The organism is Mycobacterium sp. NGS64, assembly GCF_059812245.1.
The window spans coordinates 34,267-48,812 of sequence record NZ_JCALCI010000006.1 but is presented as its reverse complement, the minus strand read 5'-3'; the positions used below and the strand labels follow the sequence as shown (position 1 = coordinate 48,812).

Annotated in this window: 15 protein-coding genes; 6 read left to right on the top strand and 9 right to left on the bottom strand. The window is 68.2% G+C overall.

Going from position 1 to position 14,546, the window contains the following annotated elements:
• Positions 1-42 precede the first annotated feature (42 nt).
• Positions 43-471, bottom strand: a complete 429-nt coding sequence (locus AC5Y4S_RS23740; RefSeq protein WP_500035057.1) for a cellulose-binding domain-containing protein — start codon at positions 469-471, stop codon at positions 43-45.
• A 115-nt stretch (positions 472-586) separates the two neighbouring features.
• Between AC5Y4S_RS23740 and AC5Y4S_RS23735 the strand changes: the two genes are divergently transcribed.
• Entirely contained in the window at positions 587-1,387 is an 801-nt protein-coding gene (locus tag AC5Y4S_RS23735) for a DUF1906 domain-containing protein (RefSeq protein ID WP_500035056.1), read from the top strand.
• A 7-nt stretch (positions 1,388-1,394) separates the two neighbouring features.
• On the opposite strand, the gene AC5Y4S_RS23730 is transcribed toward AC5Y4S_RS23735, so the two are convergent.
• The 4 genes from AC5Y4S_RS23730 to AC5Y4S_RS23715 all read right to left on the bottom strand — a co-directional run bounded on the left by AC5Y4S_RS23730 (position 1,395) and on the right by AC5Y4S_RS23715 (position 6,572).
• Positions 1,395-2,282, bottom strand: coding sequence for an alpha/beta fold hydrolase (locus AC5Y4S_RS23730; RefSeq protein WP_500035055.1), 888 nt, complete (start codon positions 2,280-2,282; stop codon positions 1,395-1,397).
• Between the two features lie 170 nt (positions 2,283-2,452).
• Positions 2,453-4,687: a catalase/peroxidase HPI gene (katG, locus tag AC5Y4S_RS23725; protein ID WP_500035054.1), complete on the bottom strand. Its 2,235-nt coding sequence runs from the start codon at positions 4,685-4,687 to the stop codon at positions 2,453-2,455.
• Positions 4,688-4,735: 48 nt separating this feature from the next.
• Positions 4,736-5,176, bottom strand: coding sequence for a Fur family transcriptional regulator (locus AC5Y4S_RS23720; RefSeq protein WP_500035179.1), 441 nt, complete (start codon positions 5,174-5,176; stop codon positions 4,736-4,738).
• 136 nt (positions 5,177-5,312) lie between these two features.
• Complete coding sequence (locus AC5Y4S_RS23715) at positions 5,313-6,572, bottom strand: L,D-transpeptidase (RefSeq protein WP_500035053.1); 1,260 nt, start codon at positions 6,570-6,572, stop codon at positions 5,313-5,315.
• A gap of 76 nt (positions 6,573-6,648) precedes the next feature.
• Between AC5Y4S_RS23715 and AC5Y4S_RS23710 the strand changes: the two genes are divergently transcribed.
• Positions 6,649-7,410 (top strand): hypothetical protein, encoded by a 762-nt coding sequence (locus AC5Y4S_RS23710; RefSeq protein ID WP_500035052.1) that lies wholly within the window; start codon positions 6,649-6,651, stop codon positions 7,408-7,410.
• Positions 7,411-7,468: 58 nt separating this feature from the next.
• Positions 7,469-8,974 (top strand): FAD-dependent oxidoreductase, encoded by a 1,506-nt coding sequence (locus AC5Y4S_RS23705; protein WP_500035051.1) that lies wholly within the window; start codon positions 7,469-7,471, stop codon positions 8,972-8,974.
• A 3-nt stretch (positions 8,975-8,977) separates the two neighbouring features.
• Here the strand turns inward: AC5Y4S_RS23705 and AC5Y4S_RS23700 are convergent, their stop codons facing one another.
• Positions 8,978-9,487, bottom strand: a complete 510-nt coding sequence (locus AC5Y4S_RS23700) for a cupin domain-containing protein (RefSeq protein WP_500035050.1) — start codon at positions 9,485-9,487, stop codon at positions 8,978-8,980.
• A 92-nt stretch (positions 9,488-9,579) separates the two neighbouring features.
• Complete coding sequence (locus AC5Y4S_RS23695; RefSeq protein ID WP_500035178.1) at positions 9,580-10,572, bottom strand: class I SAM-dependent methyltransferase; 993 nt, start codon at positions 10,570-10,572, stop codon at positions 9,580-9,582.
• A 272-nt stretch (positions 10,573-10,844) separates the two neighbouring features.
• Here AC5Y4S_RS23695 and AC5Y4S_RS23690 point away from each other — a divergent pair, with 272 nt between their 5' ends.
• The 3 genes from AC5Y4S_RS23690 to AC5Y4S_RS23680 all read left to right on the top strand — a co-directional run bounded on the left by AC5Y4S_RS23690 (position 10,845) and on the right by AC5Y4S_RS23680 (position 13,682).
• Complete coding sequence (locus tag AC5Y4S_RS23690) at positions 10,845-12,191, top strand: PPE family protein, SVP subgroup (RefSeq protein ID WP_500035049.1); 1,347 nt, start codon at positions 10,845-10,847, stop codon at positions 12,189-12,191.
• A 327-nt stretch (positions 12,192-12,518) separates the two neighbouring features.
• Positions 12,519-12,800, top strand: coding sequence for a DUF732 domain-containing protein (locus tag AC5Y4S_RS23685; RefSeq protein ID WP_500035048.1), 282 nt, complete (start codon positions 12,519-12,521; stop codon positions 12,798-12,800).
• A 78-nt stretch (positions 12,801-12,878) separates the two neighbouring features.
• Complete coding sequence (locus AC5Y4S_RS23680) at positions 12,879-13,682, top strand: MOSC domain-containing protein (RefSeq protein ID WP_500035047.1); 804 nt, start codon at positions 12,879-12,881, stop codon at positions 13,680-13,682.
• Here AC5Y4S_RS23680 and AC5Y4S_RS23675 read toward each other — a convergent pair whose 3' ends face one another.
• Together AC5Y4S_RS23675 and AC5Y4S_RS23670 are read right to left on the bottom strand one after the other, a co-directional pair.
• Complete coding sequence (locus AC5Y4S_RS23675; RefSeq protein WP_500035046.1) at positions 13,683-13,928, bottom strand: DUF6480 family protein; 246 nt, start codon at positions 13,926-13,928, stop codon at positions 13,683-13,685.
• Positions 13,929-13,973: 45 nt separating this feature from the next.
• Entirely contained in the window at positions 13,974-14,528 is a 555-nt protein-coding gene (locus tag AC5Y4S_RS23670) for a thioredoxin family protein (protein WP_500035045.1), read from the bottom strand.
• Positions 14,529-14,546: the final 18 nt, after the last annotated feature.

The window sequence follows — 14,546 nt, the reverse complement described above, 5'->3', positions numbered from 1 at the left end:
AGTCTGCCCTCAAGGGCGTCGGCGCGTGCGAAGCGGCCACCGCTAGCTGCAGGGATATTGCCCGTTGAGCACGCAGTTCACCGGCGGAGAGTAGGTGCCGCTCAGCACGCCCCTCATGCCGCCCGTGGCTGAACCAAGGGGCGGAATGACGCGATTCCAGTTCGCGGGGCTCAGCACGAAGTGCGTTCCGTATTGGGTAAACGAGCTGTTCCAGGTATGGGAGATGCCTTCTCCCGCCGGCAAGTCGAACTCGATCTTCCAATCGCTCATCGGCACCGCGCTCGCGTTGGTGACGGTGAAGTTGGCGATGAAGCCGGTCTGCCACGTGTGTTCCACCGACAACGTCGCCGCGGCCGCGGCCGCATGAGCGTCGGGGGCGCCGGCGAGTCCCAGGGCGGCAACCAGCATTGCCGGCATGGTCACGTGAAGCGCTGCGCGCCAGCGTTTCACGCAATTGTTCAGGCGGGCCATAGTGGCCAACAGTAAGGACAAGCAGGCGGTGTCGGCCCGCGCAGCGCGGGTATGCTGCACGACCTTTGCCCAATCGAAACCGTCACGAAATCGGCGGAGAGTGCCGGCCGGCGCGATGAGCCCGCTTTGTTACCATCGCGCCGTGCACGACGGATGGCGATCGATCTCGCGACGCGACGCCCTCAAGTATGCGTTCGCGCCGGCCCTGCTGGGCCTGGCCGCGCCGCTCGCGCAGCAGCGGGCCTCGGCGGCCGACCTGCAACTGATCGATTTCGCCGAGAAGAGGATCGCGCCGGGCGAGATCAAGGCGGCGGGCTACGGCGGGGTGGTCAACTACGTGTCAGCGTCGCGACCGGGCGCGAACTTCGAGGCCAAGCCCATCACACGCGAGTACGCGGACGCGCTGCGCGCGGCGGGCCTGCAGATCGTCAGCAACTTCCAGTACGGCAAACCCGGCTGGCCCGACCCGTCGGATTACACCCGCGGGTTCGACGGCGGCGTGGCCGACGCGCACACCGCCCTGCAACTGCACAACGCGGCAGGCGGGACGGCGTCGGCCCCGATCTTTTTCAGCGTCGACGACAACATCGACGAGAACACCTGGAACGGCCCTGCGGTGCAATGGTTTCGGGGCATCAACTCGGTGTTGGGAGTGGGCCGCACCGGTATCTACGGGCACGCCCGGGCGTGCGGCTGGGCGATCCGCGACGGCGTCATCGGCAACTCGACCACCCCGGGCCACCGCTGGGCGTGGCAGACCAGGTCGTGGTCGAACGGGGAGCGCGAACCTGCGGCGGTGCTGTATCAGACCGTGGTCAACAGCCCGTCCAACCCGAGCCCGCTGCTCGGCGGGATCAACGTGGACATCGACGACGTCCTCGCCGCCGACTACGGCCAGTGGGACCTCCCGCGCTGATTTGGCGCTACATCCCTAGGTGTACCGAACTGTCAGCGTTCTTCTCGGGGATCGACGGGGTCGTCGACGCGATGAAGTCCTCCAGGATCTCCGCCACCGCCGATGGAGCCTCCACATGAGGAAAGTGCCCGATTCCCTCGAGCACCTCGAGGCGACTGCCCTCCAGCGCATCGTGGGCAGCGTAGGCGTGGGCCACGGGAATGATCCGGTCCTGGTCGCCCCAGATCAGCACGACGGGCATCCCAGCAGTGAGGTGGATCTTGTTCAAAGCGCTGACCGCCTGACCGCGGTAGTCCACCACTGAGCGCAACGTCCGCAAAAAGGCTTGGCGGGTCCGTCGATCGGACAGCGAGGAGTAGGCGTGCCACATCTCACCGGCTCGCGGCGACTGAACCCCGGCAGAGGTCAGCCAGGAACCCAGCTTGTTCCCGAGGTTCAGCACCGACTGCGGTGCGACGACGGGCAATACGAACTCGGCGCCCGGTGCCGACAGGATCCGCAGCACGGGGCTGAGGTCTGGCCCGAGGCCACCGCTGCCGATGAGGGCCAGCCGCTCGCAATGCTCCCGGTGCTGATGCGCGAACTGCATCGCGATGCCGCCGCCGAGAGACTGCCCAATCACCGTTGCCCGGTCCACCCCGAGTTCGTCGAGCAGGTCGCGCAGAAAGACGGCGAAGGCTCCCAGTGAGTAGTCGCCACGCGGCTTCGCGGACATGCCGTGGCCGAGCAGGTCCGGCGCGATGACGCGGTAATTCTTCGATAGCTGCGGAATGATCGCGTGCCACGTCGCGGAACTGCCGGCCATCCCGTGTATCAGCAATACGACAGGGCCGTCGCCGGCATCCCGGTAGGCGATCCGGTCTCCGTGAAGTTCGAGATACTTCAATTCGCTCATGTCACCGTTTACCCAGCTTCGGTAGTCGGACGCATCGGCCATCAGCCATTGGTACATAACTTACGCCGTCGTAGGTTACCCGTGGGTAGTAGTGTGGCTGGCCTCACGGTCCGAAATAGCCGACGCCCCGCGAGCCTGTGGCCCACGGGGCGTCGCTTCGTATCCGACTGCTACTTGAGGTCGAACCGGTCGGCGTTCATCACCTTCACCCAGGCCGCGACGAAGTCCTCGACGAACTTCCCCTGGTTGTCGTCCTGGGCGTAGACCTCGGACAGCGCGCGCAGCACCGAGTTCGACCCGAACACCAGGTCGTTGGCCGTGGCCGTCCACTTCTTCTGTCCCGACTTGCGGTCGACGACCTCGTAGACGTTCTCCGACGTCTCCGACGCCTTCCACGCGTTGTCCATGTCGAGCAGGTTGACGAAGAAGTCGTTGGTCAGCGTGCCGGGCCTGTCGGTGAACACGCCGTGCTTGCTGCCGCCGTGGTTCGCGCCGAGGGCACGCAGCCCGCCGACGAGCACCGTCATTTCGGGCCCTGTCACGCCCAGCAGGTAGGCCCGCTCCACGAGCAGCTGCTCCAGCGGCGCCTTCTCGCCGGGACGGATGTAATTGCGGAACCCGTCGGCCCGCGGTTCGAGCACCGCGAACGACTCCACGTCGGTGCTCTCCTGCGAGGCGTCGGTGCGTCCGGGCGCGAAGTGCACCGAGATCTCGTAGCCGGCGTCCTTGGCCGCCTTCTCCACCGCCGCCGAGCCGGCCAGCACGATCAAGTCGGCCAGCGAGATCTTCTTGCCGCCCGAGGCCGACGCGTTGAAGTCCTGCTGGATCTTCTCCAGCACGGGCAGCACCTTGTCCAGCTCGGAGGGCTCGTTGACCTCCCAGTTGCGTTGCGGCTCCAAGCGCAGCCGCGCCCCGTTGGCGCCGCCCCGCTTGTCGGTGCGGCGGTAGCTCGACGCCGCCGACCAGGCCGTCTTGACCAGCTGCGGCACGGTCAGGCCGGAGTCGAGCACCTTGCTCTTCAGAGCGGCGACGTCGTTCTCGTCGACCAGCTCGTGGTCGACGGCCGGAACCGGGTCCTGCCACAGCTGCGGTTCGGCGACCCAGGGCCCGAGGTAGCGGCTGATCGGCCCCATGTCGCGGTGCAGCAGCTTGTACCAGGCCTTGGCGAACGCGTCCGCCAGCTCTTCGGGGTGATCGAGCCAGCGACGGGTGATGTCGCGGTAGATGGGCGATTCACGCATCGAGATGTCGGTAACCAGCATCGTCGGCGCGCGGCCCGGCCCGCCGAACGGGTCCGGGATGGTGCCCGCACCCGCGCCGTCCTTGGCGACGAACTGCCACGCATCGCCCGGGCTCTTGGTCAGCTCCCACTCGTAGCCGTACAGGGTCTCCAGGAAGGTGTTGTCCCACTTGGTCGGGGTGGGCGTCCACACCACCTCGAGGCCGCTGGTGATGGCGTCCTTGCCCACGCCGGTGCCGTAGGAGCTCTTCCAGCCCAGCCCCTGCTGCTCGATGGGGGCGGCCTCCGGCTCGGGGCCCACCAGGTCGCCAGGACCGGCGCCGTGGGTCTTGCCGAAGCTGTGACCACCAACGATGAGGGCGGCGGTTTCCTCGTCGTTCATCGCCATGCGGCCGAAGGTCTCGCGGATGTCGATCGCCGCGGCGATCGGGTCCGGCTTGCCTTCCGGGCCCTCCGGGTTCACGTAGATCAGGCCCATGGTGGTCGCGCCGTAGGGCTGGGCGAGGTCACGCTCGCCGGAGTAGCGCTTGTCGGTGCCGAGCCAGGTGTCTTCTTCACCCCACAGGATCTCTTCGGGCCCCCAGACGTCTTCGCGGCCGAAGGCGAAGCCGAAGGTCTTGAATCCCATGGACTCCAGGGCGCAGTTGCCGGCGAAGATGATCAGGTCGGCCCAGGAGACCTTGTTGCCGTACTTCTTCTTGACCGGCCACAGCAGCCGGCGGGCCTTGTCCAGGCTGACGTTGTCCGGCCAGCTGTTGAGCGGGGCGAAGCGCTGCATGCCCTGCCCGCCGCCGCCGCGCCCGTCGAAGATCCGGTAGGTACCCGCGGCGTGCCAGCTCATCCGGATGAACAGGCCGCCGTAGTGGCCATAGTCGGCGGGCCACCAGTCCTGCGAGGTGGTCATGACCTCGAACACGTCGCGCTTGAGCGCCTCGACATCGAGCTTGGCGAACTCCTCGGCGTAGTTGAAATCTTCGCCGTACGGGCTGGCATCGGGGTGGTTCGGATGCAGCGTCGACACGTCGATCTGGTCGGGCCACCAGTCCCGGTTCGTCAGCGGCGCGTGCGATTTCGGTTTGGGGGAAGGGATTGCCGGGTTTTCGCTCTCGCTGTTGCTCGTCGTCTTGGTGTCGTCGTGGGGTGGGCGGCTGTCAGATGTTGACACAGCATTCCTTTCCGGTGGTTGTAATGCGGGCTGCGATCACGGGAGTGATCAGGACTCTGCCGTCGAGCAGTCGGGGCATATGCCCCAGTAGATGACCTCGGCCTCATCGAGGACGAAGCCATCCAGAACGTTGTTGTCGTCCGATGGGGTCAAGCAGGGCGCCTCGCCGACCGCACAGTCGACGTCGTTGATGACCCCGCAGGAGCGGCACACGACGTGGTGGTGGTTGTCGCCGACGCGGGATTCGTAGCGGGCGACCAGGCCCAGCGGCTGGATCCGTCGCACCAGGCCGGCGGCGGTCAGCGCGTTGAGCACGTCGTACACGGCCTGGCGGGAAACGTCGGGCAAATCCCCCCGCACCGCGTTGAAGATCGTGTCGGTGTCGGCGTGGGGGTGGGCGTGCACCGCCTCCAGGACGGCGACCCGGGGGCGGGTCACCCGCAGGTCGGCCATGCGCAGCCGGTCCGCGTAACTCGCCGATGAGGACACGTGGTCCATATCACACTCTTATTTGGAATCAGTCAAGACTTTCTCGGGGGCGAGCCGCCGAATTGGTGGTGAACCGTGCCCATCCGGTCGGTGCGTCGGACCGAATGACGTTGCGCCAGAGCGCGACTGCGTGATCTCAGGACGCCGGCTTCAGGGCGCTGCCGTTGCGCCACTGGTCCCAGCTCAGCGTCCAGTCACCGTTCTGAGCCAGCGTCAGCGGCGGCCCTCCGCTGTTGCGGACCTCGACGACGTCCCCGGGTACCGAGAAGTCGTAGAACCACTTCGCGTTGTCGGCATTGAGGTTCAGGCACCCGTGCGAGGTGTCCCGGTGGCCCTGGGCCCACACCGTCGCGTCGAGCTCGTGCAGGTAGATGCCATCGGTGCTGATCTTGGTCGCGTAGTTGATGGTCTCGCGATAGCCGAGGCGCGAGTTCTTGGGCAGGCCGAAGGTCGAGGAGTCCATCACGACGGGGTTGCCCTTGTCGAGCACGGTGTAGATGCCCGGCGGGGTCCACAGCGAGATGGTGCGCCCGCCGACGTCCTCGGTGCCGCCCATTCCCATCGAGGTTGGCATTGTGCGGACGAGCTTGCCATTGTCGAAGACGCTGACCTGTTTGGTGGCGTCGTCGGCGATGGATATGTGCGCGTCGCCGATCCGGAACGACACCCGCGTGTCGTCTTGCCCGAACAGCCCGTCGCCCAAGGCAATTCCGTAGATCTTGGCTTCGGCGGTGACGGTCGTTCCCGGGGCGTAGTAGTGCTCGGGTCGCCAGTGGGCGTTTTGGCTGTCGACCCAGAACCATGAGCCCTGCACCGGCGGGTTGGTGGTCACACTCAGCTGTCGCTCGGCGGCGGCCCGGTCGGTGATCTGCTCGTCGAAGTGGGCGACGATCACCATTCCGACGCCGTAGGTGCCGCCGTCGTGCAGCGCGGCCTCCGAGGTGGTGGTGAACGAAACCTTGGTCTGGTTGGACGGCCGCAGCGTCGAGAACGACGAGACCTGCGTCGCCGCAACGCCGTTGGGCCCGCGGGCGGTGACGGTCAGCGTGTAGGTGCGCCCGTATCCCAGCGGGACGGTGGGCTTCCAGACGGTGTTGTCCGGTGTGGCGATGCCCTCGATCGGTTTGCCGCTCTCGTTGACCATGCGCACGTCCGTCAGGGTCCCCGCGTCGGCCTTCACCATGACCGGCGCGACGGGGTCGACGTCGTGCGCATTGGGTCCGGGCGTGATCGTTATCCGAGCCGCGCCAGGCTCTTTCGCGCCGGGGCCGGGGCACGCGCCGTGCGGGCACCTGACCGACGTTGCCAGCTGGATCGCGCCCACCACCCCGGCCACGAGCAACACCGCGAACAGGAGCGGGCGCAGCCATCCAACTGCCGGGCGAGGGGCGATCATGTGCATCACATAGCCCGGGGCGTACGCCCTGAAACGTGGCGCAGTCCGCGTCGCTCGCGCGGAGGATCATGGGGTCATGGCCGACGACGAACTCGACAGTCTGTACTGGACCGAGCCGGAGGCTTTCACCGCCGAACGCAACAGACTCGCCAAGGCCGCGAAGGACCGGGGTGACGCGGCGGCCGCAAAACGAATCTCCGCGGCGCGCAAACCCACGGCCGCGGCCTGGATCGTCAACCGGGTCGCGCTCTCGCACAAGGACACCAAGAAACGCCTCGCCGACCTCGGTGACCGCCTGCGCGACGCGCACGCCGCGATGGACGGCGAACGCATCCGGGCGTTGTCCGCCGAGCAACACAAGCTGATCGAGGGGCTCGCCCGCGCCGCGTTCGAAGCGGCCGACGTCAACCGGCCGTCCGCGTCGGTGCGCGAGGACGTGACCGCCACCCTGCAAGCCGCGATCGCCGACCCCGAGGTCAGGGAGCGACTCGGCCGATTGGCCAAACCCGAGCGATGGTCGGGTTTCGGCGGGTTCGGTGACGCGGCGCCGGCCCTGCCGGCGAAGCGCTCGCAGACGGCCGCGGAGCGGCGCCGGGAGAAGTTGACCGCTGCCGTCACCGACGCCGAGCAAGCCCGGGCCGCCGCCGACGACGCCCTCTCGAAGCGGCAAGCCGAGCGCGACGCGGCCCGGCAACGACGCGACGAAGCGATCGCGACCCTGCGCAAGGCCGAGCGTGAACTCGACAAGGCCGAGGCCGCCTACGACAAGGCGAAGCGTGCCGGCCGCGCGGCCGCCGAATCGCTGAAAGAGGCGAAAGCACAGCTCAACAGGGCGTGACAGCCATTCCGCGGGCGGCGGCAGTTTCCGTCGACGCTGCGGGGGTATCAGCCCAGCCGTGACTTCTTTATGGCTATCCGACCGCGCCGACCCGACCTGGACCGCAAGCCGGCTCGAGGACGGCCCACGTTCCGCCGATGTCATCATCGTCGGCGCCGGGATCACCGGGCTGATGACCGCCGTCCTGCTGGCCCGCGCGGGCAAGGACGTGTTGGTGGTCGAGGCCCGCACGGTCGGTTCCTGCGCGACGGGAAACACCACGGCGAAGATCAGCTTGTTGCAGGGCAGCCAGCTGTCCAGGATCCTGCCCAGGCACGGTCCGGATGTGGCCCGTGCCTACGTCGACGGCAATCGCGAGGGCCAGGAGTGGGTGCTGCAGCACTGCGAGTCGAACGGCGTCGCCGTACAGCGCGAGGACGCCTATACCTACGCCCAGTCAGCTCGGGGCGTGTTGTCGGCGCGCGCGGAGCTGGCGGCCTGCCAGGCGGTGGGCTTGGGCGCCGTGTGGGACGACGACGCCGACGTGCCGTTTCCGTACCACGGTGGCGTGCGGCTGCCCGACCAGGCCCAGTTCGACCCCATGCCGTTCCTCGACTCGCTGGCCACCGAGCTGCTCGGCCGCGGGGGGCGGCTGGTCGAGCACACCCGGGTGCGGCGGGTGTCCTGGCGCGGCAAGGGGGTGCGGGTGCACGTCAACGACGCCGCGCGGCAGGACGTCGAATTGCAGGCCGGGCAGCTGGTGCTCGCCACCGGAATCCCGATCCTGGATCGCGGCGGCTATTTCGCGCGCGTGAAGCCAAGCCGGTCCTACTGCCTGGCGTTCAAGGTCCCAGGCGACATCACCCGGCCGATGATGATCTCCACCGACTCGCCGACGCGTTCGGTCCGCTATGCGCCGGTCGCGGACGGCGAGCGGCTGATCGTCGGCGGGGCCGGCCACACGGTGGGCCGCAAGAAGAGCCCGTCGAAATCGTTGCAGGAACTCTCCTCGTGGGCGCGCAAGCACTACCCGGGGTCCGTGCAGACCCATTTCTGGTCGGCGCAGGACTACACGCCCATCGACTACCTGCCGTATGTGGGCCCCATCCTGCCGAACAGCGAAACCATCTTCGTCGCAACGGGTTTCAACAAGTGGGGCATGACCAACGGCCCCGCGGCCGCGTTGGCGTTGTCCAGCCGCATCCTGGGCGGGCGGATGGATTGGGCCGGCGCGTTCGCCAGCTGGAGCCCGCACGAGCTGTCGGGCTTGCTGATGGCGCTGCAGGCCAACCTCGAGGTGGGCTTCGACCTGGCGAAGGGTTGGATCACCCCGGCGATACGCACCGGCCGCCGCAGCCCCGTCAACGGCGAGGGCGGCGTGGTGAGCGGGCCCCCGTGGCACCTGGAGGCCCGCTGCCGCGTGAACGGCACCGAGCACCGCGTTTCCCCGGTGTGCCCGCACCTGGGTGGGATCGTCAACTGGAACGACGCCGACGAGGCGTGGGAATGCCCGCTGCACGGGTCGCGGTTCGCCCCGGACGGCACCCTTCTGGAAGGGCCCGCAACGCGCGATCTGACCGCCTAGGCGTCAGACCTGACGCCACGACGGCTGCGCGGGATCGGCGAGCTGCATGTCCACCGGACCAACCCCGAAGACAGCGATCACCGCCGGGTCGGGCTGGTTCGCCGGGACGCCATCGTAGTGCGGGGTCCGGGCGGTCCGCTTGACATAACCGCCCGGGCCGACGGGCGCCGCGTCCTGAGGCCGGAAGTCATTGCCGCTGTTGACGAACCACGTCCCGAACACAACGACCTGAATCCGGTCGGTTGCATAGGTGTGGGGCGCGCTGAACCAGCCCGGATGCCATTTCATCATGACCAGGTAGGGTCCGGGCTGATTGAAATCGCCATACAGCATGGCCATTTCGCCACTGCGCGGCGGCAGGTTGCCCCATGGCTGGAAACCGATCTTGTCGTAGGGCTGGACGAACGTTTGGGCCGGGTCCGGGCCGGTGCCGGGCGGCGGCGACAAGCCGATGTCTGCCAGGCGGCCCGTATTGCGCGACTTGTCGCCGGCCGCGACCGCCGCCAGCAGCAATGGCGCCGTCATGAGCAAAGAGCGCCGATTCGGTTCCATTTCGCCCACCACGTGTCTCCAATACCCCGCCGATTCAGGGTTATTCGAACGATTCAGCCCGTCTTCTGATAGACGAGCCAGCGCAACTCGATCGGGGACTGATCGCGGGGGATGTCGAAGACGTCGAGGCCGCTGGCCCAGCTCTCGAACCAGCCCGTCGGGGGCCAGGCGCCCTCCGGTAGGTGGGCCTTCTCGTAGTCGTAGGCCGAATCGTCGGCGACGAGGTCGAACGGCAGCCCGGTCGCCGCGTTCGCCACCTCGTCACGGGTGAAGATCATCGTGTTGCACTGCTGCCCGAGCTCGATCGCGGCTCTGTCGGGGGTATAGCCGGGCCGCGGCAGGAACGTGTTGAACACCAGCCGCCCACCCGGGGCCAACACATCGGCGGCCAGTTCGAACACGCCGCGCAATTCGTGCGGCGTGCGGAAGTCGGGCACCACCTCGGAGAGGACCATCAGCTGGTACTCGTCGCGGACGCCCTCCATAGCGGTGAAGACGTCGCTGGGCATGACGCGCACGCCGAGCGATTCGCGTTCCACGTCCGCGCGCATGAGCTCGGCGAACTTCGGCGCCATCTCCACGGCGTCCACGGGAAAGCCGCGCCGCGCCAGGGCCACCGCGTTGCGCCCGGTTCCGGCGCCGACGTCCAGTACCCGACAGCTCGCCGGGTCGGCCGCCTCGCAGGCCAGCGCGAGCACGCGCGCGTCGGGTTCGGCGCCGAACAGGGGCGCCGGCCGGGTCTCGACCCAGTTGTCGTAGTCGGCCTCGACGGTGCGCCATTCGGCATTGACGCGGTAGTTCAGACCCGTTCCGAAGGGAACCTGAAACGAGATGATGATCTCCGAACGCTGGGAGGCCTTGAAGGCCTTTGCCAGCTCGGTCTCCAGCACCTTGTTGAGCTGACGAGCTTGTTCGGGCGTATACGGCACACCCAGCGTCGCGCACAGGTTGGCGCACAACTGCGCGTACTCGTCGATCATGCCGGGGACGGCGGGCACCGAAATCTGGCCCTCGGCCATCGATCGGCGGTACACCCGGCTGACCATCGCTTCGCGCAGCCTCGGCGTGTCGAACGGTTTGGGCTGCGGCGCGTCCACGAGACTCTTCTACACGACCCGATCCGCGGTCGCACAGGGGCCGCCGTCCTACACCACCCGTTAACACTGCCGTTTGGCGGGGTATTAGCCACGTTCACGTCCCGGACATGTACTACTGAGGGAAGTGCGATCGTTTGCCGGTCCGATTCCGGCCGCGCCGCCCAACTAGTCGGGAAGCCGTCCGTGTCCTGGCGGCGTTTGGCTCGATCGGAGGGAACGACATGGACTTTGCGGCATTACCGCCCGAGATCAACTCCGCCCGGATGTACACCGGCCCCGGCTCGGGACCCCTCCTGGCCGCCGCGACGGCCTGGGACGGGCTGGCCGCCGCCCTGCACGCGGCGGCGAGTTCCTACCAATCGGAGGTGGCGGCGCTGACCGCCGGGCCCTGGCTGGGGCCGACCTCGGGGTTGATGGCCGCCGCGGCCGCTCCCTACTTGGCGTGGACGAGAACCTCCGCCACGCAGGCCGAGCAGACCGCCAACCAGGCCAAGGCCGCGGCCGGCGCCTACGAGACGGCGTTCGCGGAGACGATTCCGCCGCCGGTGGTCGCGGCCAACCGCAGCCTGCTGCTGGCACTGGTCGCGACCAATATCTTCGGTCAGAACACCCCCGCGATCGCGACCACCGAGGCGCAGTACGCCGAGATGTGGGCCCAGGACGCTGCCGCCATGTACGGCTATGCCGCCGCGTCGGCGCTGGCGACGACGCTCACGCCGTTCGCGCCGCCGCCGCGAAACACCAGTTCCGCCGGGCCGGCCGCGCAGGCCGCGGCGGTGGCGCAAGCCACCGGCACCTCCGCGGGAAACGCGCAGAGCACCGTGTCCAGCGCGCAGGCCATCGCGGCGGTGCCCAACGCGCTGAGCAGCCTGGCGGCCACCCCCGCCCAAGCCGGGCCGCTCGACCTGCTGGCCGTGCTGGCCAACTTGAGCGGTGTTTTCATCGACCCCGAATTGAGCGCGGCGGGCCTCAGCGCCGACACGGTGCTCGGCACCACCGCCCTTCCCTACGACGTCGCCGGGTACTACGTCGGTATCCACACCGACGACATCGTCAGCGGCTGGGCGGGAATACAGACCTGGCCCGGCACGGAACCGGTGCCCCCTTCGCCGTTCCCGGTGATCACCAACCTGGCCGGCGGGTCGGCGGCCACGGCCGGCCTCGCCGAAGCGAAAACCATTGGGGCCCTGTCGGTTCCGCCGGCCTGGGCCGCCGAGACGACGATGATACGGCCCTTGGCTGTCGCGTTGCCGGCGGCCAGCATGGGCGCCGCCGCCGAGGCCTCGACGGGGAGCATGGGAAGCCTGTTCAGCCAGATGGCCCTGGCGGGCATGGCCGGGCGCGCGATGGCCGGCACCGGTGGCGGGGGCGGCGCCCCGGCCCGCCGGGAGCGGATCGGGGCGCCGACGACAACCGACAAGAAGGCGCCCCCGGAAGCCCCGGCCGGGGGCCCGGTCACGAGCGTCGCCACCGAGCTTCGTGAGCTGGCCTCGCTGCGCGACGCGGGAATCCTCACCGATGAGGAATTCACCGAACAGAAGAAGAAACTCCTGTCTCAGATTCCCTAGCAAATCGTCGGCCACGGCAACAGTTGCCTTTTGACAGCAAATGAAGCTATGCACCGGTTGGTTACGCCGTTGGTTACGCCGTGTATTCGCCGGCGTTGCATTCTCGCCAACTCGCGGAGGACTTAAAAAACGGCCGCGCCTCGATCGTCGTCACCGGCCGAGGCATCGATCACCCAGGTCGGTCGACCGTCTGGCCACGAGTTTCGAAGTATTTAATATTCATGCCGGGCCGGACGACCATATACTGACGACACCTGAACGCCGACAAGAAAAGAAGGGCACGAAATGTCTGCACCTCGCTGGCTCGCCAAAGTGACAATTCCCGTGATGGTTGGCGCTGCCCTGACAGCAAGCACCGCGATTGCATCGGCCGACTCCACGGACGACGCATACCTCGCGAAACTGAAAAACCTCGGATTCAGCTGGCCCTCGTCGAGTGATTCCGACATGATCGCGATGGGGCATGCGGTCTGCGCCGACCGGATGGCCGGCAAGACGCCCGACGCGATCGCCGCCGACTTGCATTCCAACATGAGCTCGAAGGGCTTCTCGTTCGCGGACATGACCGGCTGGGTCAGCGCGGCGGAGTCGACCTACTGCCCGGGTTAATCGACACCCGGCCGCCGCGACCGCACTACTGTCGTCCCTGACGGTGAACGACGGGTCTCTCGCGGGGGAAAAGTGCACATGCGGGTGGAGAGTTTGCGCCGCTACCCGGTGAAGTCGATGCTCGGCGAAATCGTGGACTCCCTGTTCGTCGACGAACGCGGAGCCGAGGGCGACCGGCGGCTGGCGCTCGTCGACACCGAAACCGGCCACGTGGCCAGCGCCAAACAGGCGCGGCTCTGGCGCGGGCTGCTGAAATGCACCGCCCACGCCGACACCGGTCAGGTCAGGATCAGGCTGCCCGACGGGACCGACGTCACCGCCGACGACCCCGACGTCGACGACGTGCTCTCGCGGCTGCTTGGGCGGACGGTGCGACTGATCAGGCAGCGACCGCAAGGGGCGACGCTGGAGCGCCCGGATCCCGAGCAACTGCTCGAGTTCGGGTTGGACGCCGAAGTCGGCGGCCGCATCCTTGAGATCGCCCAGGCGACCCCGGGCGACTCGTTCACCGACGAGGCCCCGCTGCACGCGATCACCACGGCCACCCTCGAGCACATCGACGTGGAGGCGCTGCGCTACCGGCCCAACCTGGTGATCGCGACGCCACCGGGGCATCCTCCATATGCCGAAAATGATTGGGCGGGAAGGGAAATAGTGGTAGGGGAGGCACGGCTGCGAGCCCTGACGGCCACCTCACGGTGTGTGGTGCCCACGCTGGAGCACGGCCCGTTGCCCCGAGCCCCACACGCGCTTCGCATTCCCGCGGCCGAGAACCGTTGGGACACTGGCGGTCACGGACCGCAGCCGTGCGCGGGGGCCTACCTGGAGGTGGTTCGGCAGGGCGTCATTCGGGTCGGTGACCCCGTCACCGTCGGCCCGTAATCAGTGGGCCCCAACCATTTTCATGACGAGCAGCACAGCCACCGCGAGGAACGCCACAGAGAACACGCAGACGGCGAGGACCGTGAGCGTGGCGCCGGGAGTGAATCGCCGGCGATTGGGCGGTTGAGCCTCGGCCACACCCGAGGTCTGCGGCGCGGCCGGCGGTGTCGCGCCGGGCGTGACGCCTCCGCCCCGCTCGAGGTCGGGGGTTTGCGTGGGGTCGGGGTCGGGAGGTTGCGCAGTCATGGCTGGTGTTGCGATACCCGCCCGAGCGGCACCCAAACGCGCGAATCAGGCTGAACGCCACTTGATGCCGCACCCGATCGACGGGCGCTGATCGGCGTCGACCGGCTTCCCGGCAAGCACCGCGTCGACCGCCGCCCGCACGTCGGCGGCCGTCACCGGCTTGTCGTTTCCCGGGCGGGAATCGTCGAGCTGTCCGCGGTAGACGAGGCGGCGCTCGCCGTCGAACACGAACGTGTCGGGCGTGCAGGCCGCCGAGAAGGCGCGTGCGACGTCCTGGCTCTCGTCGTAGAGGTAGGGAAACGTCCAGCCGTGGGCACGGGCCTCGGCGACCATCTGCTCGGGCCCGTCCTGCGGGTAGGTGACGACGTCGTTGCTCGAGATGCCGACCATCGCGACGCCCTGGTCCGCGAGGTCGCGGCCCAGCGCGGCGAGCCCGGCGGCGACGTGCTTGACGTACGGGCAGTGGTTGCAGATGAACGTGACGACCAGCGCGGGGCCGGTGAGGTCGTCGAGGCTGACCGTGGCGCCGGTGGCCGGCTCGGGCAGCGAGAACGGCGGCGCGGGGGTGCCGAGGGCAAGCATGGTGGACTCGATGGCCATGCCAGCCAGATTAGCCGC